The following is a 19,168-nucleotide window of genomic DNA, read 5'->3' as shown; positions in this document are numbered from 1 at the left end:
ACACCGGATTGGCGCGATCAGGGATCAGATTTCAGCGAGATGATTTCAGAGAAAGGGGAAATGCATGCAGAGCCCGTTGAGCGCGCTGGAGCGCGAATTGCTTGGATACGTCGAGCGGTTGGTGAGGGCCTCCGAGGCTTCGGCGAAGACCTTGCGCGACTTGGAGGGGCGTTCGAGCAATCGGATCGGGCTGAGGCTGGATGGCTTGGCCGATTGCGTGGCGCTGCTAATCGACTCGCAGCGCGCGTCCATGACGGCGTTGCAAAGCTTGCTGAGCGAGGCCGGGCGTTGCGACAGGCTGGAGACGGCCTTGAGCGAGAGCTTGGCAAAAGCGAAAGCCGCCGAAGAACGGCTGAAGCGGCGCTGAATGGGAAGGATTGGGGCCGGGAACTGTAGGCTAAGGCTCGACGCCGTGCGGGGCAATCAGATCCTGATAAGTAGATATTGCTCGCCACGCGCGCTCTTTCATTGGTCGCATACCCAGCTCGTTTGGCTTGGTCGAGGAGCCGTTGGCGGCATAAGTGACGGATACCGAAGGCATATGCTTGGTCATCTGCTTTGCCTGAATAGCTCAATGTAATCCTGAAACACGAACAGCCGATTTCGGCGCTGGCCGGTGATTTCGGTCAGCACGCCAAACGAAACCAAATCTGCAATCAAGGTTGCGGCGGTATTTGTGGCGGTGCCGATGGTTTGGGCAACCCACTTCACATCCACCACCGGGCGGGCGTAAAGGTGGCGCATCAGCGCCTGGGCGTTGTCCTGCTTGCGCGAACTCAGCCGCGGCAGAACCGTGCTTTCGATGCGCTGCTTGAGTTCCAGCACCGATCGGAAAACCGCAGCCGAGGCGCACGCGGTCTCTTCTACCCCATGCAGAAAGAATACAAGCCATTCACGCATGTGATCGCCTTGGCGCACCGCCATCATGGCGTCGACATAGGCCGTTTTGTTGCGTTCGAAATAGTCCGACAAGTAGAGCGCCGGCTGCCGCATCAGCCCTTCCGAGGCGAGGTAGAGCGAAATCATCAGCCGCCCCAACCGCCCGTTGCCATCGAGGAAGGGGTGGATCGTTTCGAACTGGTAATGCGCGATGGCAATGCGAATGAGTGGATGCACGAAAATATCCTGCGCATGCAGGAACTGCTCCAAATCACTCATCAGCCCAGGCACATGCTCATGGTGCGGCGGTACGAAAACCGCGTTCCTCAGGCTTGGCCCGATCCAGTTCTGACTGGTCCGAAACTCGCCCGGTTGCTTGTGCTCGCCGCGCACCCCATCCAGCAAGGTCGCGTGGGTCTGGCGCAGCAGCCGCGATGACAGGGGCAAGGTTTTCAGGCTCTCGATTGCAGTGTTGATCGCGCGGATGTAGTTCTGCACCTCGCTCCAGTCGTCGCGCTCTTCGGGGGTCAGGTCGGCGGCGTCCTTGAAAGCGTCTTCGATATTGGTCTGCGTGCCCTCGATCCGGCTTGATTGCGTCGCTTCCTTGGCCACATACATGCGAATGAAAAAGTCGATGTCGGGCACCAGCTGGCCAAAGGCGTTGAGTTCGCCCAAGGCGCGATCGGCGCGGCCGAGGAGGTCGCTCAACTCGGGGTCAGCGATCACCCATTCGTGGCAGATCGGCTCGGGGCGGAATGCGCGGTATTCATACCGGTCTTCGTAGGCGCCAGCCTGAAAGTCTTGCAGGTTCATATGTCAACAACTGCCCATTTTTTGAATTACCCAAATCGTTATGTCAGGTTCCGCACGAATCGCAAGACGTAATGTCAAGTTGCCGTCCGTTCTTGACAAGTGACTCTGCCTTATGTCAGGTTTCAGCCTGCGTGCGGCGCCATGGTCCGGGATCGCGCCCTCAGGCTCGGCTGGCTCAGCCGACTCGCCCTACGGATAGGCGAGTTCGGCCCCAAGCTGCCGGTAGACATCAACCTATGCTGCGAGGCGGCATATCCGGAGGTTGACGGTCTATAGGGCCTGCAGCAAAGATTCGGCCACGATGGTAGCCTTGCGAAGAAAAAACGCTTCCGGTCAGTTCGAGTGGAGCGTCACATGGTGCAAAGAGTGACGACCAAGCTGGTGATGCGATTTCCCGCCGCGTCCCCCCGCAGTGCAGACGCGGCGAGCATCTCGAACATCGGCCGTTTGATGAAACCTTGATCTCTCAACTCTGGGCAGAGCGCAGCCCACTTTCTGAGAGCGTCGCTGGCTTCCTGATTTGTGGCCACAGCCAATCCGCGATCCTTTGCCCATTTGGCAAAATCATCAAGCCAAGCTGTGTACTCTGCATCAAGCAGGCTTTCTTTGTAGCGCAGTCGGATTCCGAAGACGTTGTCCCATGTCTCAAATGCCTCGCTTGCGGGCACGAAATCAATCACCCACTGAGGGAACTGGCCACCTGTCGCACCGCCAAAGGGCGAACTGTTCATTAGGGACACCTGCGCCGTCTGTTCGCCGTAGGGATCTACGCAAGCCCGGGCGGCGCCATCGTCGTCCATGAGCATATCGGCTGCGAGCTTAAAGCTACTATTACAGCGCCCGCACATTGGCACGAGGTTTGGCAGATGGGCTCCGAAAATCGGATAGATGGAAATCGCCAAATAGTGATCCAGAGCGTGGCGTGGCATGTTCGGGTGTGGCGCATCGAAGCGGTCGATACCGCAGAACGGACATAAATGCTCGGGCATCGCGTGATACGCGCGACTATACAGCTGATCCCGAATGCACAGATTATCGTTCGAGTTAATTTTTATTTCACTAAGGAGATCGAAGGCGAAGTCAAATAGCGATTTCAGCGCCTCTTTGAAACTATCCGTGATCCCAAGCGGTGGTAGGAACGAGACCACACCCGATAGCACGTTTGCATAGTAGTTAGGTGAGCCTATATGGACTAGGGCCTCCCGCGCTTGGGCGGGCGTGAGACTTCCCGCTGCTTTGTTCAAAGCCAGATAACGCGTTTTCAGGCCGCGCCGCCGACTGAGAACTTCTGCGTGCGCTGGAGGCAAGAGAGCATTCCAATTCCGGGGTACCTTCCCAGCTGACCTTGCACGGAGCGACTCTATTACTAGTTCAATCAGAAAATCCTGAAACCAGTTCGACTGGACTGGATTTGGCGGAAAGTTAAATAGCAACTATTCGTCTCCGGCCTTCATCTGGTTAAGTCGATCAATCAGGAAAGCCTTTTCAACGGATGCGCCTATACCCGGGAGCGCCGCTTCTATTTCTTGAGCATTGCCTTTCTCCGTAAGGCGCGTTATTTCGTCTCGGGCCATCTGAGAAATCGGGGGGGCGACATCAAAGCAATCTTTCAGAATGCGATCAAAGCTCGCTCCAAAGGTCTCGTTGATTGGGTTGCGTGCCACAACACCGTTTTCTGTTCTCTTGAAGATGATGACCTGCTCTCGCCGCATGTCAGATGGGACGAATGGCGCATGGGATGTTAAGATTACCTCTCGGGCCGTTACTTCTGAGATGGGAATCGACATTAGCCGGGCTATGAATTTGACTCGCCATTGCGGATTAAAATGCGACTCTGGTTCATCGAGTAAGAAGAGCGCATTAGCGTCGGTGATCATCGAGAAGACGCCGAAGATCTGAGCTTGTTGATGCTCTCCGTCAGATAGCGCCACATAATCGACCGGAGCATCTCCAGCCTTCTGGGAGTGAAACCGCACCTCCTCGAACCTGAACACCTTGTGCTCGTCCTGAGGCTCTGGCAACCGAGTTGCGAAATGACCTCTCATGATCTGTCTCGCCAGACGATTTCGAACTCTCTTCGGAATCGCCAGATCGTTGAGCATTGCGAACTTATGGAACGACCGGTAGAGCTCTGAAGCATTCGTCCAGTGCTTTCTGAAAGCCGTACGGGTCTGGTCGTTAACGAAAAAGTCTAGCGTATAGGTATCTGAGGAAGGATTGTAATGCTGGCAGGTCGAGCACGCCCGCAGTTTGGCGAGGATGGTCTCCAGCTCTTCAGTCAGCTTTACTCCCCGACGGCCGTTGATTGGCTTCGTTCGGGTCACAGTGGATGGCTGGAGCTGGATTATGCATCGCCAAGAGGCGAGCCCAGCAAGGTCGGCGTGCTCAAGCATTTTACCGCAAAGCTCTTCGGATCCCAGCATTAGGTTTGCAATCAGCACTTCCAGATTAGTACCGTAGTCAATTAGAAGTAGCCTATTATCTGGAACCTCCCTTGCCCGCCTTTGAGGGTCCAACGCCGCCGAACTGACGTCTTTCGCGTAAGCTGCCCGGCTCTTGAAGAAGGGTAGGCTGAGTGTCTCATTGTCTCCAGAGGTATACCCGACTACGATTGGCGGTAGAAGCTCGCCGTAGAGCGGGTCGCCGGACACCACTTCCGTCCAGTCGTTGCTTTCTTCTCTTTCCATACGCACTGCTGCCCGGCGTCTTTGCGAAGGCAATCGCGACAGCTTCACTCTCTGTCGGTTGTGCGCCCCACGAGCGATTTCATAAATCAGCTCAAATGTTAGCCCTTTATTGGGCTCAGCTCTCTCTTGCGTTGGTGCATGGGTATGCCAGGCATCCTGAAAAATCTCGGCAATAGTCTGCAGAAATTGCGATTTTCCTGAGCCGTTAGGCCCAACCACGCATAGTTTAGAGAATGGATCGTTATCATTTGGTTTTTCTCGATCGAGGAATAGGCTCAGACCGTTAAGGAGATTTCCACAGGCTTCTGACTCGTGGATCTTTAGATGGATCAGCCTCATTCTGGGCGCCTCAGAACAATTGAGCGATCTTTTTCGTCGAATATCTGTTCCAGACCCGGCGGTTTCGCGGCGAGTAATTTGAATACGGCATCTCGAAGCATATCATAATCCGCACGCAGCCCCTCTGAAAGCACCTCGAAGCTGCCTGTACCGAAAGGCATCGCGTCCAAGCGACGCAAGATCATGGTCTCGACTGCCTCGTCCATCTGCAAATCTCCTGCGTCGACATGATCGGGCTTAACGCGCTTGTCCCATGCTGTGCTGGTTGGTCGCTTTGATACCCTTGATGCGGTATGCCCTAACCAGCCTCGTCTCGCGGTCTTCTGAAGCGCCGTGGCATAGGACCACGCCTGCCTTAGGTTCTCGGAAGATGCTGCCGCGGCCCCCTGTAAACGCGCCAGCGTATCGACGATCCGCTGCTGGTGCTCAATCGGCAGCAGCGGTACAGGAAAGGCGGCCAAACGACCGGCGCTGAGATTGTTGATGCCGGTACTTGATCTTGCCGCAGACTCGACCAGTCGCCTGAAAGGGCTACTGCGCATCAGTTCCAGAAGGTAGTCGGCCAGGACTCCTTTCCGGGGGCGAATCCGCAACAAATACCCCGCAAAAGCATGACCCTGATGGTCCGCGCCGACCTTGGCAGCCTGACCTACCAGCGACAGGCTTCCGTTGGAGCGAATGAGAAGGAGGTCTCCCGCCCTCAGGCGATACTGATCAACCTCGCGCTCATTCAGGGAGGTATACTTAATATCGCTCGCGTCGATCCCACCGGACGACATTATGTTCGGAATACGCAGAACTGGCGTGCCGACACCGCCGTAAGAACTTTTCTTAGGCGTACCATAGTCGATAGAATCTACGAGGTCAGCTAGAGCGACTAAACTACTCTCTGCGCCCGCACCCCAAATCAACCTCGTCCGAGTCGTTTCCACGAGCGATGTGCCGGCGCGCTCCAATTCAACAAGAGCCTCTGAAAGCGTCGACACAGCGACGACAAGTCGGCTGTCGCGATCGCAGACTTCAACTTGGGCTTCGAGGGCCGGAAGGTTAAGCTGATAGCTGGCGATTGTCGCGAAAGACGTTCTAGGACGATCGCCCTTCGTGCGCGAATTAATAAACTGCGTGAAATCCTCACTAAGCAGAAGGGTGAGGAGATAGCGCGGAAGGATCCTCTCGGAGCAGCGAAGAACGATAATCTCTCCAGATGCGGAGCCATCGAAGTCCGCGACAGCGGCCTTAACCAAATAAGGCCGGAGGCGCCCGTAGAGGATGTCCCCGTTCTGGAACAGAAAAACCCGACTCCGAACATCTGAGACGTTGGACAGGTTGATGATCCGGCCCTCTTGAGGCGCGATGCCCTCTAGGCCGATGAACGGAGTGTTCGCCGGCAGATCTCCGGGCATACTCGAGACCCGAACGAGGGAAACTACCGCGCCGAGCTCGATATTCTCGCCTACTTCTGGCGCGATCCGTGTCATAATACTAACAGGCCGCTGAAATAGTCGGCAGACGAGAAGGACTTCCCGTTTTCGTACGAGTTCTGGGCTTGAGCGCCCGCCGGTCCACTGCTCTTCGTCCTCAGGCGGCGAGCAGCCTGGGCAGTCTTGCCAGATTGTTGGCGGCCATCGTCAGGATGAACCGCGACTGCACCCGTTCGATGCCGCGATACATCGTCTGCGCCATCCCTCCGACCGTCTTGGCCCAGCCGAAAGCCTCTTCGATCCGCTTTCGATGCTTGAGGGAAAGGGCGTAGCCGTCGTGGCGGGTGGTGCGGCGGTCGATGGCGGAATGTCGGGCCTTTTGCGCGACATGGGGCGTGACGCAGGCCCTGCGCAGATCTCGGATGAATTCGGCGGCGTCATAACCTTTGTCGGCGCCCAGCGTCAGGCGCCGGGTTGACCCCGGCGAATGTCGGTGGATCATGTCGAGCGCGGCTTGCCGTTCGGCGTGGCCATCGGCGCGGGTCAGCTCGCCCTGCACGATCAGGCCGGAGCGGTTCTCCATCAGCGCATGGCCGATGAAGCACAGCATCGCACCGGTGCCGGGGGATTTCTTGTAAAGCCGCGCCTCGGGATCGGTGGTCGAGGCATGCGTCGCATTCGAGCGTTTCTCGCCCCGGAAGTCGACCTCGGCATTGCGGTTCTGGCGGCGGCTGCGGGGCATCGGATCGGGCTTTGCTTCGGTCGCGTCGGGGGCGGGGCTTGGCGGCGGCGGCGCGCCGGGATCCTCGTCACCCGGATCATCATCGGGATCCTCGGCCTCGGGCGGCGGCGCCTTCGGCTGAAAGCTTTTCATCGACGCCCAAGCCTTCACCAGCGTGCCATCGACCGAGAAATGCTCGTCCGACAGGAGCGGCGCCACCTCGCGATGCGCCAGGATCGCGGCCATTATCTTGCGCGACATCTCGGTATTCATCAGCCGGTCGCGGTTCTTCGTGAAAACCGTCGGCACCCAAACCTGATCGTCGATCCCCAGCCCGACGAACCAGCGAAACAACAGGTTGTAATCCATCTGCTCCATCAGCTGGCGCTCGGAGCGGATCGAAAACAGGATCTGCAGAAGGCTCGCCCGGATCAGCCGTTCCGGCGCGATCGAGGGGCGGCCGAAGCGGATGTAAAGCCCTTCGAAATCAGCATCGAGGCTGGCCAGCGCATCATTGACCACCTGCCGGATCTTGCGCAGCGGATGCCTGGCCGGGATGCGATCCTCGAGGTCGACATAGCTGAAAAGCGACCCGCTCGTCTCGTCCGTGCCCCGCATCGTGATCCCCCTTCGCTATGGGAAGGGGTGAATCATGTTCTGCATCCGCGGTCGAGGCCGACTATTTCAGCGGCCTGCTAAGCGCCTAAGTTAGGTGCATCGAGATCCTCAACGCCACTCACGATGGCGCTAATCTCCGACAGGGCGGCGCGGGCCTCGTGAAGCGCGTCGTCCATCTGGGCCACTAGGTCGGCTAAGTCGGGCAACCTCTCATCCGGCGCGTCCTTCTCCCATCGAATGTCAAGGTCGTAGTTCCGCGCCCGAATTTCCTCTTTGGACACGGGCCTGAACCGCGCACTCGGGAGACGCGGCGACCGACCATAGGGATCATCCCCGAATGCGGTTTCGAAATCCTCGAAATCACCGTCCTGAAGCATCTTACGCTTCGTGAAGGTCGGCATGTCGGTGCGAAGATCGTAGAACCAAACGTCATCAATCCCCGATTGACCGGTATCGCGACGATTAAAGAAGAGGACGTTCGTCCGAACGCCGGGCGCATAAAAAATCCCTGTGGGCAGACGTAGGACAGTGTGCAGATCGAAGTTCTCAATGAGATCCCGTCTAACCTGAAGACCCGCCCCCGGCTCAAAAAGCACATTGTCAGGAACCACGACAGCAGCACGCCCCCCGGGGGTAATCGCGAGGCCGATGTACTGGAGGAAGGCGAGCTGCTTGTTTGCCGTCGGATGGGGTAGGTCAGCCCGTCGCTTCCGCGCACCGCCGCTACTGACACCGAACGGCGGATTGGCAAGGATGAGGCTTGCTGGCGGCAAATCTTCTGAGTCCGCCGTCAGCGCATCGCCATGGATCACCCGACCCTTCATCCCGTGGAGATACATGTTCATCAGGCAAAGCCGGAAGGTATCCCGCTCGATCTCTATACCTTGATAGACACGGCTCTGTGCTGTTCGCGACGTGGAGGCGCGATGTGCGGCGATAAGAAATCCCCCCGTGCCGACTGCTGGGTCCAAAATGGTCTCGCTTGCACGCGGCTTCGTCACTCGCACCATGGCGTTCACCAGTGGTCTTGGGGTGAAGTACTGGCCAGAGCCGGAACGAGCTTCGGTTGCGTTACGCTCAAGGAGGCTTTCGTAGATTAGGCCGAGGCTGTCCCGGTCGCAATCGTGCCAGTTTATAGCCTGAATCCCAGCAACGACTTTTTCGAGATTCTCGTCGTGGGAAAACACCGTTGTAGGAAAGGAGAATATACTACGGATGTTCTCATCTGCGACATCCTCACCGAGCCGCGTTAGAAGCTTCCGATAAAAGCCCAGCATGCCCGGACCATGAGCCTCGAGGAGGTCATCCCACCGACAACCTTCCGGAATGTCATGCTCTGCACCGAGTTGTTTCGCGTTCTTGAGGAACAGCAGATAAGTAAGCTCGGACAGATACTTGTGATAAACGATGCCATCGTCTCGCAGGACATGGCAAAGGCTCCATAGGTGTCCCGCAAGGTCTTCCTGATCCATTGTGGTCACTGACGCACGTCCCCTTATTTTCTCTGCTGCAATAGCAGCATTTTCCGCCTCACAAAAGAGGCTGACTAGGTCGGTTGCGGGACCGCAGCGACCGCGTTGTAAGAGATATGGCAGCGCGACTATGCCCGGTCGAGATGAGTAACTGTTCCGAGGCCGTGTCGCGATCACGAACTATCCTATTTAAGGTTATACCTCCATACTAGGCAGGCGCTGCAGCCCGCGGGTTGACATGTCGCGCATGAATGTCAGCTTCTGCAATTTCGCTGCGCCTGCGCCGCCACACCGCCATCGTGCGGCTCCCCGCCCGTTGCTCCGACGCTCTCCAACTCCATATGCCGTTCCAAAGCTCTCACCCAACGCCCACTCAAGAACTGCTCGAACGTGGCGTTTGCGATGGTTTTGGTGACAACATCGCATCTCGCGACGACTTTCGCTTCGACGATGCCGCCTAGACCGAAAAGTGCCAACCCTGGGAGCATCCATAGCCAAACATAGACGGATGAGGGCGCGCCCGAGAACCCCACATACAGAGGCGGCAAAGCCACGAAGGGCAGGGCTGCCAGCGTCGCGAGCCGGAATGGCCTCAAGCGCCGATCCGCAGCGGCCGAAAGACGCTGCTGGGTTCCAAGCAGATCCTGCTCCCAAGCGAGGTATTCATCCTGAAGCTGCCCGACGAGATAATGCCCGCATCGGCAGTACTCTCGCGTGAGGTATTCGACCTGGCCACAGTCCGCGCAGCGAATGGCATTGATGCTATCGGCCTTCGGGCGGAGGCCCCGACGCTGGCGCGAGGGGCTCGGGTCGTCCTCGGCGCCGCAGGCGTGCGCCAACAGGCTCTCGGCGTCCTGACCAAGCCGCAATTTGCGCGGGCGCAGCTTTCTAACTTCCTCGGGAATTTCTTGATCAAGCATCAACTCACCAACCTCAATACACTGTCAATTCTCGTGCTGTCCGGCTCTCTGCCTTCGACAGCAGATGCATCGGTGTTCAGGAATTCATCGAACAAGAATTCGATGGCGTCCCACTTCTTTTCGGGCGTCAAGGTCAAACCGCGCTCGATGATCCGGCGCTCGACGGCTATTCCGATCTTGCGATAGGCGACCGCGATCGCTTCGTGCCTACGGCTCTTGCCGGCATCGGTGTCGCCCTCGAGCATCCAGAGCGGATCGACATCGAAGGACGCGTAGATCGCGAGCAACAATTGCGCCGTCAGGTCTCGCTGCCCACGTTCGTAGTTCTGATAGGCGCTGCGGCTGATGCCAAGCTTCTGCGACATCTCTTCTTGCGAGAGATGCGCCATGTTTCTTACGGCCGCGAGGCGATGTCCAAGGCCTGTTACGGTCATGCGCAACTTTCGTTTGTATTTGTATTGACCTCATTCGTGGTCATTCTTATTAAGAAGTGACACGAAAGATGGCGATACGCTTGATTCATGCAGCTTCAGCGTAGTTTTGTTTCATTCTGAATGCAAAACGATTTCCTGCGCCGCTGTTCGTAAGCGTACGACTTGAGGAGGCGAAGCATGGGAAAGTTGCTGGAGACACCGAAGGAGTTGGCCGAACGGGTCGGCATCCCCGTGTCGAACGTGCGCTACCTGATCCGCGAAGACATGCTCGATCACATCTTCACGGCTCCGGGCAAACGCAACCCGAAGATCCCCACTGGGGCTTGGGAGAAATATGTCTCCCGGTTCACGGTCACCGCCCGAGAAAAGACCATCGGTGACGGTTCAAAAGGGTGAGGGTGTGATGAGTGCAGATCAGGTGGAGCAATCCGAGATCCTTGGCAAGGGCAGGACGCCCGCGCAATGGGTAGAGGTAATGGCGGGGATGGGGATCGTGATTTCCGAGCGGACGCTGAGAGGGAGGGCGAACGACACAGGCGCGTTCTTCCGGGTCGGACGCACCATGCTGATCACGCCCGCTCAGATCGACACCATTTTCGAGGAAGGACAGGCATGCCGCTCGAAATCTACAAACGTGGTTCCGTCTACTGGGTCAAGGGCTGGGTCGATTACAACGGCCGACCGATCGCCGGTCCATACCGCCAAAGCACGCGAGCGACTACTGAAGCTGGCGCACGGGACTGGATAAACGACGAAACAGAGCTTCAGGTTCGCAAATATCTGATCGGGGAAGAGCACAGTCTGCGCTTTGCCGATGCGGTCGATTTCTATCACCCATCTGCCAAGACGGCGAAACAGCTTCTGCCGATCCTTGACGAGATCGGAGAGATGCCGCTGGGAACGATCACCGGCGCACTTTTGAAAAGTCTCGGGCGCAAGCTGAAGCCAAATGCCTGCACCGACACCTGGTGGCGCGAGATCGTCACCCCGGCGCGTGCAGTGATCAACAATGCCCACGAGCACAAGGGCACCCCGCTCCTCCGGGTGAAGCGGTATGACAAGTTCGAGCGCATCGCCCAGGACCAGCGGCGCCGAAAGACCAGCCGGGTTGAACGCATCCCAGCGACGCGCGATTGGGTCGAGGCTTTTTGTGCCGCCGCCGACCCCCACAACGCCGCCATGCTGCGCTTCATGTTCGAAACGGCGGCGCGCATCGATCAGGCGATTTCCATCGAACCCGAAGACTTGCGCCCGCGAAGCTGCGAGGTGCGGATAAAAGCGCAGAAAGGGCATCCCGAGGGCTGGATCACCGTTTCGCCGCAGATGATGGCCGAACTGGTGGCGCTGAGGCCGAAGCAGCCGAAGAACCTCAAGACCGGTGAACTGCTTTCGCCGCGTGTCTTCGGCTATGGCAGTTCGACGGGATACAACAACCGCTGGAAAACGATATGCAAGCGAGCGGGCATTCCCTACCTGTCCGCGCACCCTGCCGGGCGGCATGGGTTTTTCACCGAACTGGTGGTTCGGCAGGGCGTCGATCCGGTCACGGCGGCCAAGGCTGGGCGCTGGTCAGATCCCAATCTGCCGATGCGCATTTACGCCCACGCGGAGACTGACGAGGCCGAGGTCAGGGCGCGCTTTCGTACAAACCTTGTACAAGATGCCGGGGACAAGCGGCCCAAGGCACGGAAATCAAAGAAGGAAAAGCGGGATGAATGACTCCCTCCTAAGGGGCAGGTTGGTGGTTCGAATCCACTCGGGGTCGCCATGCTTTTCAGCTGTCAGAGCCGGATGCGGGAATAGCCCGCGCTGCTAAAGCGATATCGCGCCGGTCAGCGGGCCATCGCGGCAGGATCGCCCGGCCGGACTCTTCCGAAGCGGCGTGAAAGCGCATGTGACTTGCCGCTGCACCGGGGCAGTCAGATCCGTGCCGCGGCTTCGCTCGGCAGCAGCTGCGCCAGCCGCACCGCCGCCTGCACAAGACCGGAGATGTCATTCCCCTCGCACAGCAGGAAGGCCACCCGCTCCGCCTTGTCGTCCTGCGCCCGAAGGGTCAGCGTGATGATCTGCAAAAACAGCGATTCATGCGCCGTCATCATCGCCGCGCAGCCGCTGCAATCCGGGTTCGAAAACCGGAACATCGAGCGCCGCGACCGCCCCATCCGGTCCAGCATCCCGGCCAGCGCGGCAAAGACCTGCGGCCCCTCGACCTGTCCCCAGATCGCGCCCGCCAGCGCCAGACCGCGCTGCCAGCTGTGCCGCTCGGGGGCGATCTGGCTTTGAATCTGCAGCCGCAGGATCTGCAGCAGCGCCCAAGGGTATGATCCCGGCGCGGGCGCGGGGCCAAAGGCGGTGCGGGGCGAGCAATCGGGATGCGACATCGGCAGACCTTTCGAAGGGGAAGCTGGTCGAAGGGGAAGCAGGGCTGCCGTGCGCAAGGCTGGGTAGGCAATAGTTGACCGTTTTACTTGGTTTCGTCAAGTCCGCGGCTTGCCGCAAGGCCCGGGATATGATACCCATACCCCTATAGCTATATTGAAAGCCAGCATGTCCCACCTGACCCATCCCGAAGACAAGACCGCCCTTTTGTCGCGCATCCGTCGCCTCAAGGGCCAGATCGAGGCGATCGAACGCGCCGTCGAGGCCGATCGCGACTGCGGCGGCATTCTGCATCTGGTCGCCTCGGTGCGGGGCGCGGTCAGCGGCCTGACCGCAGAGCTGATCGAGTCGCATCTGGCGCATCACATCGCCGCGGTCGACGACCCCGAGGCCCGCAAACGCGGCGCAGAGGAATTGTCCAGGGCGCTGCGGATCTATCTGAAATAGAGGCTCCCATGCACGATCACGCCGACCCTTCTGCTGCCCTGTCCCGTTTTGCCGGGATGGCGGCACCGCATGAGCATGTCTTTCTGGGCGCGCATCATGACCGCAATGCCCGTCGCACGCGGTTGGTGATCGGGCTGACCGCGGTGATGATGGTCGCCGAGATCGCCGCGGGCACGCTGTTCGGATCGATGGCGCTGCTGGCCGATGGCTGGCACATGGCGACCCATGCGGCGGCGCTGACGATCACCGCGGCCGCCTATGCCTATGCGCGCAGGCAGGCCCGCAACCCGGCCTTCAGTTTCGGCACCGGCAAGATCGGCGATCTGGCGGGCTTTGCCAGCGCGGTGGTGCTGGGGGTGGTGGCGGTGCTGATCGGCGCGGAAAGCCTGTGGCGGCTGGTGACGCCGGTCGGCATCGATTTCACCCAGGCGATCCTGGTCGCGGGGATCGGGCTTGTGGTCAATCTCGGCTCGGCGCTGCTGCTGCACGAGGATCATCATCATGATCACCACCACGGCCACGATCACCACCACCACCATCACACCCACGGCCATGACAGCAACCTGCGCGCCGCCTATCTGCATGTTCTGGCGGATGCGCTGACCTCGGTTCTGGCGATTGCCGCGCTGATCGGCGGGCGGATCTGGGGCTGGGTCTGGCTGGATCCGGTCATCGGCCTGCTGGGCGCGCTGGTGATCGGGCGCTGGGCCTTCGGGCTGATGAAACAGGCGGGCGGCGTGCTGGTCGATCACATCCCCGCGGAGGAAACCCTGCCCGCCGAGATCCGCGCGGCGCTGCAGCCCGTGGCCCGGATCACCGACCTGCATCTGTGGCAGCTTGGGCCGGGCCAGCACGGCGCCATCATCGCGCTGAGCGCCGATCCCCCGCAGCCCCCCGCAGCCTATCGCGCAAGGCTCGCACATCTGCACGAGCTTGCCCATGTCACCATCGAAGTGAACCCGGCCCGCTGATCGGCGTTCCGCCGCTTGGCACGCTTCTCGCAGCCCCCCGGCAGGGGGGCTTTGACGGCTGCGCGCTTTTGACCCATACTATTTCAGTCAGGAATGACGCAGTTCTTGACCTATCCAGTCAGATTAAGCGAGGCAGCCGGATGACCATGGCTTTTCACCCCGATCTGAAGGCTTTGCCTTTGGCGATGGCGCCCCTTGGGGTGGCGCTGACCGTGCAGAGCCTGTCCGGCTGCGCCGATTTTTCGGCGCGGATGCTCGCTATGGGCATCGGCCCGGGCCGGGTGATCCGGCTGATGCAGCGCGAGGGCTGTCATGTGGTGCTGGCCGTCGGCGACAGCCGTTTCGGCATCGGCCGCGGCGTGGCGCAAAAGATCCTGGTCACCGAGACCCGCCCGGAGGATCTGAAATGACCCTGCATCTCAAGGACATGAAGGTCGGCACCCGGGGCCGGGTGCTGCGTCTGGCGGGCGGCGCGGGGGGCTACCGGGCGAAACTGCTGTCGATGGGGCTGACGCCGGGGGCGGAATTCACCGTGCAGCGGGTGGCGCCGATGGGCGATCCCGTCGAAATCGCGCTCCGCGGCTTCCGTCTGACCCTGCGCAAGGCCGAGGCCGATGCCCTGCAGGTCGAAATGCTGTCGGAGGACGCACAATGAAGAAACTGACCGTCGGCACCGTCGGCAACCCGAACTGCGGCAAGACCACCTTGTTCAACGCGCTGACCGGCGCCCGGCAACAGGTCGGCAATTGGCCCGGCGTCACCGTGGAACGCAAATCGGGCAGGTTCCGCGAAGCCGCGACCGAGGTCGAGCTGATCGACCTGCCGGGCACCTATTCGCTGGATGCCGCCGAAGGGGATCTGTCGCTGGACGAACAGATCGCCCGCGATTTCGTCGCCGCGCGGGAAGCCGATGTGGTGCTCAATATCGTCGATGCCTCGAATCTGGAACGCAACCTTTACCTGACCGCGCAGCTGCTGGAGATGAAGGTTCCGGTGGTGCTGGCGGTCAACATGCTCGACATCGCCGAGGCGCGCGGGCTGAAACTGGATCTGGCGGCGCTCTCCGCCAGCCTCGGCTGTCCGGTCTACGGCGTCGTCGCGGCCGAGGGCCGGGGCGTTGCCGCGCTCAAGGCGGGTCTGGCGGCGATGGGCCATGAAATCGTCCTGCCGCGCCGGGCCAGTTTCCATGCCGCGCCAGTGCAGGCGGCGGTCGCCGCCCTGCGCCCGCAGATCGAGCCGCTGGCCATCGCGCGCGGGGTCGAGGCCGACTGGGCCGCGCTCTCGCTTCTGGAAAGCGACAGCCTTCTGGGCGACAGCCCCGATCCGGCGCTGGTCGCGGCGCTGACGCAGGCCCGCAAGGAGCTGACCGAAAACCTGGGCGAGGATATCGACATCGTGCTGGCCGATGCCCGTTACGGCTTCATCGGGCAGGTGATGGCGGCGACGATCCGCGATCAGCGCCGGGTGTCGGAAACCACCTCGGACCGGATCGACCGGGTGGTGCTGAACCGCATCTTCGGGGTGCCGATCTTCCTTTTGCTGATGTATCTGATGTTCCTTTTCACCATCGACATCGGCGGCGCCTTCATCGATTTCTTCGACATCGCCGCGGGGGCGATCTTTGTTGACTGGCTGGGCAATGCGATGAGCGCCATCGGCAGCCCTGACTGGCTGCGCGAGATCGTCGCCACCGGCCTTGGCGGCGGCGTGCAGACGGTGGCGACCTTCATTCCGATCGTGGTCTTCCTGTTCCTCTTCCTCTCGGCGCTGGAGGATTCGGGCTACATGGCGCGGGCGGCCTTTGTGATGGACCGCGCGATGCGGGCGATCGGCCTGCCCGGCAAGGCCTTCGTGCCACTGATCGTCGGCTTTGGCTGCAACGTGCCCGCCGTCATGGCCACCCGCACGATCGAGCGTCACCGCGACCGGCTGATGACGATCCTGATGGCGCCCTTCATGTCCTGCGGCGCCCGTCTGCCGGTCTATGCGCTGTTTGCCGCCGTGTTCTTCCCCGGGCATGGCGGGCTGATCGTGTTCAGCCTGTACATGGCCGGGATCGGGGTGGCGATCCTCTCGGGCCTGGTGATGAAATCGACGCTGCTCTCCGGCCCGGTCACGCCTTTCGTGATGGAACTGCCGCCCTATCACGTGCCGACGCTGAAGGGCGTTCTGATCCGCACCTGGGAAAAGACCCGCAATTTCGTCACCCAGGCGACGAAAATCATCGTGCCGATGGTGATGGTGCTGAACGTGCTGAACTCGATGGGCACCGATGGCAGCTTCGGCAATGCCGACAGCCGCAATTCGGTGCTCAGCGAAATCGGCCGCTCGATCACGCCAATCTTCGCCCCGATGGGTATGACCGAGGAAAACTGGCCCGCCGCCGTGGGTGTCTTCACCGGCATTCTTGCGAAAGAGGCCGTCGTCGGCACGCTGGATGCGCTTTATGCCGAAGCGGGCAAGGCCGATGCCGCCGCCGCTGCTTCGGAAACCGCGGGAGAAGAGGCCGCGCCCGAGGCAGAGGCGCCGTTCAGCCTTCCCGCCGCGCTCTCCGAAGCCGTGGCAACCGTGCCCGCGAATCTGGGCGATGCAATCGCGAACTGGACCGACCCGCTCGGCCTTGGCGAGATCGAGGCGCAGGCGGGCGCGAATGCCACGCCGACCGGTCAGGCGATGCTCGCCCGTTTCGACGGCGCCGCCGGGGCCTATGCCTATCTGCTGTTCATCCTGCTTTATTTCCCCTGCACCGCGGCGCTTGCGGCGATGGTGCGGGAAGCCGGCATGGGCTGGACCGTCTTCGTGGCGGGCTGGGCGACGGCGGTGGGCTGGATCCTTGGCACGGGCGTCTATCAGGCGGCACGGTTCAGCCTGCATCCCGCGGCCTCGGCAAGCTGGCTGATCGGTCTGGCGCTGGTCTCGGCGGCGATGTTCGGCGGGCTGCGATTCTGGGCGAACCGGGCCGAACGCGCCCGCGCCGTGGCGGCGCAATAGGAGGCACAGATGGCGCTGCAAGACATTCAGGACTACGTCGCCCGGGTCGGCCGGGCGAGCCTGCGCGATCTGAGCCTGCATTTCGGCTCCTCGCCCGAGGCGATGCGCGACATGGCCGGGCGCCTCGTCCGCAAGGGGCGGCTTGTCCTTGCGGTCGAGGAAGCCGCCTGCTGCGGCTGCAAGTCGAAGCAGGGCTGCGCCGCGGCGGAATATTACTGCCTGCCTCAGACGAGCGACGCCGCCTGAGGCAGAAGCCAAACCCCCTTGCGCGGCGCGGTATTGAGGCACAGCTGACAGCGATAGGCCCGTGACAAAAGCGGCGCCGTCATCACATCCTCGGGCGGGCCCGAGGCCGCGATCCGACCCGCCTCCATCAGGATCATCGCATCGGCATGCATCGCGGTCAGGTTCAGGTCGTGCATCACCGCGACCACGCCGCCGCCCGCATCGGCAAAGCGGCGCAGCACCGCCATCACCTGCAGCTGGTGCCCGATGTCCAAGGCCGCCACCGGTTCATCGACGAAAAGCCAGGCCGGGCGGCCCTCTGTGACCGGCTCCCAGACCTGCGCCCGCACCCGCGCCAGATGGCCCCGCGCCTGTTCGCCCCCCGACATGTCCTGAAAGAAGCCGTCGATCTTCGCCGCCAGCCCGACCTCGGCCAGCGCGGCCTCGACCACGCCCGGGCGGGCGGCACTGGCGCCCGCCTGATGGCCCATTGCCACCACCTCGCGCAGGGTGAAGGGAAAGCCAAGCGTGCTCGCCTGCGGCAGCACCCCCCGGCGCAGGGCCAGATCGCGGGGCGACAGCTGCGCCACCGGCTCGCCCTCCAGCAGAACCACGCCGCCGCCCGGCAGATCCCCGGTCAGGCGGCGCAGAAGCGTCGTCTTGCCCGATCCGTTCGGCCCGACGATGGCGGTGATCTGCCCCGGCCGGGCCGCGACATCAAGCCGGTGCAGCACCTCGCGCCCACCCAGTTTCGCGGTGATTTCGGTGGCACTCAGCATCGGTCAAATCTCCACGACGGTACGACGGGCCAGAAGAATCCACAGGAACACCGGGGCGCCGATCAGCGCCATGATGATGCCGATGGGCAGCTCGGACGGGGCCACGACCAGCCGCGCGACGGTATCGGCGGCGATCAGCAGCGCCGCGCCAAAGAGCGCCGAGAGCGGCAACAGCAGCCGGTGCGAGGGCCCGATGGCAAGGCGCAGGATATGCGGCACGACAATGCCCAGAAAGCCGATGCCGCCCGAGACCGCCACCGCCGCCCCGGTCATCGCCGCCACCGACAGGATCGCGCCGCGTTTCACCCGCTCGACCGGCACGCCCATGTGATGCGCCACCGCCTCGCCCAAGGCCATCGCATCCAGACCGCGCGCCAGAAACGGCGCCAACGCCAGCCCGGCCAGCAGGATCGGCGCGGCGGCGCCCAGTTTCAGCCAGTTCGCCCCGGCCAATGATCCAAGCCCCCAGAAGGTCAAGTCGCGCAGCTGGTTGTCATCGGCGAGAAAGATCAGGATGCCGGTCACCGCGCCCGCAAGCGCGCCCAGCACGATCCCCGCCAGAAGCAGCGTCGCGATCGAGGTCTGCCCGCGCAGGCTGGCGATCCGCGCAAGGATCAGCACCGCCGCCCAGCCGCCCGCAAAGGCGGCCAGTGGCACCACATAAGGCCCGGTCGCGGCCCGGAAAGCCGCGGGCAGGACCCCGCCCAGAACGATGGCCGCCACCGCACCCAGCCCCGCGCCCGCGCCGACGCCCACCAGCCCCGGATCGGCCAGCGGATTGCGGAACAGCCCCTGCATCAGCGCGCCCGACACGGCGAGGCCCGCGCCTACCAGCGCCCCCATGAACAGCCGCGGCAGGCGGATATCCAGCAGGATCGCCGTCTCGACCGGCGACAGATCGCGGATCAGCGGCTCCCAGGGCAGTAGCCCCGAGGCGCCAAGGCTCAGACTTGCCGCCGCCGCCAGCGCAAGCGCACAAAGCAGCACCACCGTCACCAAAGGCACCGGCAGCCGTTGCGGCAACCCGAGCCGGCGCGGCCGCGCCGGGGCCGCAAGCGTCGTCTCGGCCATC

At 61.6% G+C, this 19,168-nt stretch carries 20 protein-coding genes; 9 read left to right on the top strand and 11 right to left on the bottom strand.

The genetic code is table 11. The features are described from left to right. Window positions 1–64: 64 nt before the first annotated feature. Window positions 65–367: a hypothetical protein gene (locus tag AC4PTB_RS00685; protein WP_492191221.1), complete on the top strand. Its 303-nt coding sequence runs from the start codon at window positions 65–67 to the stop codon at window positions 365–367. A 182-nt stretch (window positions 368–549) separates the two neighbouring features. Here the strand turns inward: AC4PTB_RS00685 and AC4PTB_RS00680 are convergent, their stop codons facing one another. The 8 genes from AC4PTB_RS00680 to AC4PTB_RS00645 all read right to left on the bottom strand — a co-directional run bounded on the left by AC4PTB_RS00680 (window position 550) and on the right by AC4PTB_RS00645 (window position 10,259). After that, the gene (locus AC4PTB_RS00680; protein WP_492191220.1) at window positions 550–1,692 is read right to left on the bottom strand and encodes a Fic family protein; all 1,143 of its coding nucleotides are present in this window, start codon (window positions 1,690–1,692) and stop codon (window positions 550–552) included. A 350-nt stretch (window positions 1,693–2,042) separates the two neighbouring features. Next, the gene (locus AC4PTB_RS00675; RefSeq protein ID WP_492191219.1) at window positions 2,043–2,936 is read right to left on the bottom strand and encodes a hypothetical protein; all 894 of its coding nucleotides are present in this window, start codon (window positions 2,934–2,936) and stop codon (window positions 2,043–2,045) included. 189 nt (window positions 2,937–3,125) lie between these two features. Continuing rightward, complete coding sequence (locus AC4PTB_RS00670) at window positions 3,126–4,718, bottom strand: restriction system-associated AAA family ATPase (RefSeq protein ID WP_492191218.1); 1,593 nt, start codon at window positions 4,716–4,718, stop codon at window positions 3,126–3,128. After that, complete coding sequence (locus AC4PTB_RS00665) at window positions 4,715–6,196, bottom strand: restriction endonuclease subunit S (RefSeq protein ID WP_492191217.1); 1,482 nt, start codon at window positions 6,194–6,196, stop codon at window positions 4,715–4,717. The genes AC4PTB_RS00670 and AC4PTB_RS00665 overlap by 4 nt, the downstream gene beginning before the upstream one ends. 100 nt (window positions 6,197–6,296) lie before the next feature. Beyond that, on the bottom strand, window positions 6,297–7,478 hold the full coding sequence (locus AC4PTB_RS00660; RefSeq protein ID WP_492190214.1) for an IS5 family transposase: 1,182 nt from the start codon (window positions 7,476–7,478) through the stop codon (window positions 6,297–6,299). A 77-nt stretch (window positions 7,479–7,555) separates the two neighbouring features. Next, window positions 7,556–8,950, bottom strand: coding sequence for a class I SAM-dependent DNA methyltransferase (locus tag AC4PTB_RS00655; protein WP_492191216.1), 1,395 nt, complete (start codon window positions 8,948–8,950; stop codon window positions 7,556–7,558). A gap of 254 nt (window positions 8,951–9,204) precedes the next feature. Next, complete coding sequence (locus tag AC4PTB_RS00650; protein WP_492191215.1) at window positions 9,205–9,870, bottom strand: hypothetical protein; 666 nt, start codon at window positions 9,868–9,870, stop codon at window positions 9,205–9,207. Beyond that, window positions 9,870–10,259 carry a helix-turn-helix domain-containing protein gene (locus AC4PTB_RS00645; RefSeq protein WP_492191214.1) on the bottom strand — a complete coding sequence of 130 codons (390 nt, stop codon included), beginning with the start codon at window positions 10,257–10,259 and terminating at the stop codon, window positions 9,870–9,872. Before AC4PTB_RS00645 ends, AC4PTB_RS00650 begins: the two co-directional genes overlap by 1 nt. A 222-nt stretch (window positions 10,260–10,481) precedes the next feature. Here AC4PTB_RS00645 and AC4PTB_RS00640 point away from each other — a divergent pair, with 222 nt between their 5' ends. Together AC4PTB_RS00640 and AC4PTB_RS00635 are read left to right on the top strand one after the other, a co-directional pair. Further along, a complete protein-coding gene (locus tag AC4PTB_RS00640; protein ID WP_492191213.1) occupies window positions 10,482–10,700 on the top strand; it encodes a hypothetical protein in 219 nt (72 codons plus the stop codon). Between the two features lie 216 nt (window positions 10,701–10,916). Continuing rightward, a complete protein-coding gene (locus AC4PTB_RS00635) occupies window positions 10,917–12,023 on the top strand; it encodes a tyrosine-type recombinase/integrase (RefSeq protein WP_492191212.1) in 1,107 nt (368 codons plus the stop codon). A 200-nt stretch (window positions 12,024–12,223) separates the two neighbouring features. Here the strand turns inward: AC4PTB_RS00635 and AC4PTB_RS00630 are convergent, their stop codons facing one another. Continuing rightward, window positions 12,224–12,685, bottom strand: coding sequence for a hypothetical protein (locus tag AC4PTB_RS00630; protein ID WP_492191211.1), 462 nt, complete (start codon window positions 12,683–12,685; stop codon window positions 12,224–12,226). Window positions 12,686–12,851: 166 nt separating this feature from the next. On the opposite strand from AC4PTB_RS00630, the gene AC4PTB_RS00625 reads away from it, so the two are divergent. The 6 genes from AC4PTB_RS00625 to AC4PTB_RS00600 all read left to right on the top strand — a co-directional run bounded on the left by AC4PTB_RS00625 (window position 12,852) and on the right by AC4PTB_RS00600 (window position 17,338). Then, window positions 12,852–13,130: a metal/formaldehyde-sensitive transcriptional repressor gene (locus AC4PTB_RS00625; RefSeq protein WP_492191210.1), complete on the top strand. Its 279-nt coding sequence runs from the start codon at window positions 12,852–12,854 to the stop codon at window positions 13,128–13,130. An 8-nt stretch (window positions 13,131–13,138) separates the two neighbouring features. Then, the gene (gene dmeF, locus AC4PTB_RS00620; protein WP_492191209.1) at window positions 13,139–14,101 is read left to right on the top strand and encodes a CDF family Co(II)/Ni(II) efflux transporter DmeF; all 963 of its coding nucleotides are present in this window, start codon (window positions 13,139–13,141) and stop codon (window positions 14,099–14,101) included. Window positions 14,102–14,241: 140 nt separating this feature from the next. Then, complete coding sequence (locus AC4PTB_RS00615; protein WP_492191208.1) at window positions 14,242–14,511, top strand: FeoA family protein; 270 nt, start codon at window positions 14,242–14,244, stop codon at window positions 14,509–14,511. After that, window positions 14,508–14,756 carry a FeoA family protein gene (locus AC4PTB_RS00610; RefSeq protein WP_201778585.1) on the top strand — a complete coding sequence of 83 codons (249 nt, stop codon included), beginning with the start codon at window positions 14,508–14,510 and terminating at the stop codon, window positions 14,754–14,756. Before AC4PTB_RS00615 ends, AC4PTB_RS00610 begins: the two co-directional genes overlap by 4 nt. Further along, window positions 14,753–17,092 carry a Fe(2+) transporter permease subunit FeoB gene (gene feoB / locus AC4PTB_RS00605; RefSeq protein WP_492191207.1) on the top strand — a complete coding sequence of 780 codons (2,340 nt, stop codon included), beginning with the start codon at window positions 14,753–14,755 and terminating at the stop codon, window positions 17,090–17,092. The genes AC4PTB_RS00610 and feoB overlap by 4 nt, the downstream gene beginning before the upstream one ends. Before the next feature lie 9 nt (window positions 17,093–17,101). Beyond that, window positions 17,102–17,338: a FeoC-like transcriptional regulator gene (locus AC4PTB_RS00600; protein WP_055210429.1), complete on the top strand. Its 237-nt coding sequence runs from the start codon at window positions 17,102–17,104 to the stop codon at window positions 17,336–17,338. On the opposite strand, the gene AC4PTB_RS00595 is transcribed toward AC4PTB_RS00600, so the two are convergent. Both AC4PTB_RS00595 and AC4PTB_RS00590 read right to left on the bottom strand, forming a co-directional pair. Next, entirely contained in the window at window positions 17,317–18,096 is a 780-nt protein-coding gene (locus tag AC4PTB_RS00595; protein WP_492191206.1) for a heme ABC transporter ATP-binding protein, read from the bottom strand. The genes AC4PTB_RS00600 and AC4PTB_RS00595 overlap by 22 nt on opposite strands. A gap of 3 nt (window positions 18,097–18,099) precedes the next feature. After that, window positions 18,100–19,167 carry a FecCD family ABC transporter permease gene (locus AC4PTB_RS00590; RefSeq protein WP_492191205.1) on the bottom strand — a complete coding sequence of 356 codons (1,068 nt, stop codon included), beginning with the start codon at window positions 19,165–19,167 and terminating at the stop codon, window positions 18,100–18,102. Window position 19,168 lies beyond the last annotated feature (1 nt).

The sequence above is a fragment of the Rhodobacter sp. 4.3.4 genome, from assembly GCF_058724655.1.
This window is presented reverse-complemented; position numbering and strand designations above follow the sequence as displayed.

Bases quoted from the DNA above. Each gene is read 5' to 3' on its own strand.
- AC4PTB_RS00635 (WP_492191212.1), top strand. From the start codon at position 10,917: ATGCCGCTCGAAATCTACAAACGTGGTTCCGTCTACTGGGTCAAGGGC.
- AC4PTB_RS00610 (WP_201778585.1), top strand. From the start codon at position 14,508: ATGACCCTGCATCTCAAGGACATGAAGGTCGGCACCCGGGGCCGGGTG.
- AC4PTB_RS00595 (WP_492191206.1), bottom strand. From the start codon at position 18,096: ATGCTGAGTGCCACCGAAATCACCGCGAAACTGGGTGGGCGCGAGGTG.
- AC4PTB_RS00630 (WP_492191211.1), bottom strand. From the start codon at position 12,685: ATGTCGCATCCCGATTGCTCGCCCCGCACCGCCTTTGGCCCCGCGCCC.
- AC4PTB_RS00600 (WP_055210429.1), top strand. From the start codon at position 17,102: ATGGCGCTGCAAGACATTCAGGACTACGTCGCCCGGGTCGGCCGGGCG.
- AC4PTB_RS00590 (WP_492191205.1), bottom strand. From the start codon at position 19,167: ATGGCCGAGACGACGCTTGCGGCCCCGGCGCGGCCGCGCCGGCTCGGG.
- AC4PTB_RS00655 (WP_492191216.1), bottom strand. From the start codon at position 8,950: ATGGATCAGGAAGACCTTGCGGGACACCTATGGAGCCTTTGCCATGTC.
- AC4PTB_RS00615 (WP_492191208.1), top strand. From the start codon at position 14,242: ATGACCATGGCTTTTCACCCCGATCTGAAGGCTTTGCCTTTGGCGATG.
- AC4PTB_RS00665 (WP_492191217.1), bottom strand. From the start codon at position 6,196: ATGACACGGATCGCGCCAGAAGTAGGCGAGAATATCGAGCTCGGCGCG.
- AC4PTB_RS00680 (WP_492191220.1), bottom strand. From the start codon at position 1,692: ATGAACCTGCAAGACTTTCAGGCTGGCGCCTACGAAGACCGGTATGAA.
- feoB (WP_492191207.1), top strand. From the start codon at position 14,753: ATGAAGAAACTGACCGTCGGCACCGTCGGCAACCCGAACTGCGGCAAG.
- AC4PTB_RS00670 (WP_492191218.1), bottom strand. From the start codon at position 4,718: ATGAGGCTGATCCATCTAAAGATCCACGAGTCAGAAGCCTGTGGAAAT.
- AC4PTB_RS00640 (WP_492191213.1), top strand. From the start codon at position 10,482: ATGGGAAAGTTGCTGGAGACACCGAAGGAGTTGGCCGAACGGGTCGGC.
- AC4PTB_RS00660 (WP_492190214.1), bottom strand. From the start codon at position 7,478: ATGCGGGGCACGGACGAGACGAGCGGGTCGCTTTTCAGCTATGTCGAC.
- AC4PTB_RS00625 (WP_492191210.1), top strand. From the start codon at position 12,852: ATGTCCCACCTGACCCATCCCGAAGACAAGACCGCCCTTTTGTCGCGC.
- AC4PTB_RS00685 (WP_492191221.1), top strand. From the start codon at position 65: ATGCAGAGCCCGTTGAGCGCGCTGGAGCGCGAATTGCTTGGATACGTC.
- AC4PTB_RS00650 (WP_492191215.1), bottom strand. From the start codon at position 9,870: ATGCTTGATCAAGAAATTCCCGAGGAAGTTAGAAAGCTGCGCCCGCGC.
- dmeF (WP_492191209.1), top strand. From the start codon at position 13,139: ATGCACGATCACGCCGACCCTTCTGCTGCCCTGTCCCGTTTTGCCGGG.
- AC4PTB_RS00645 (WP_492191214.1), bottom strand. From the start codon at position 10,259: ATGGCGCATCTCTCGCAAGAAGAGATGTCGCAGAAGCTTGGCATCAGC.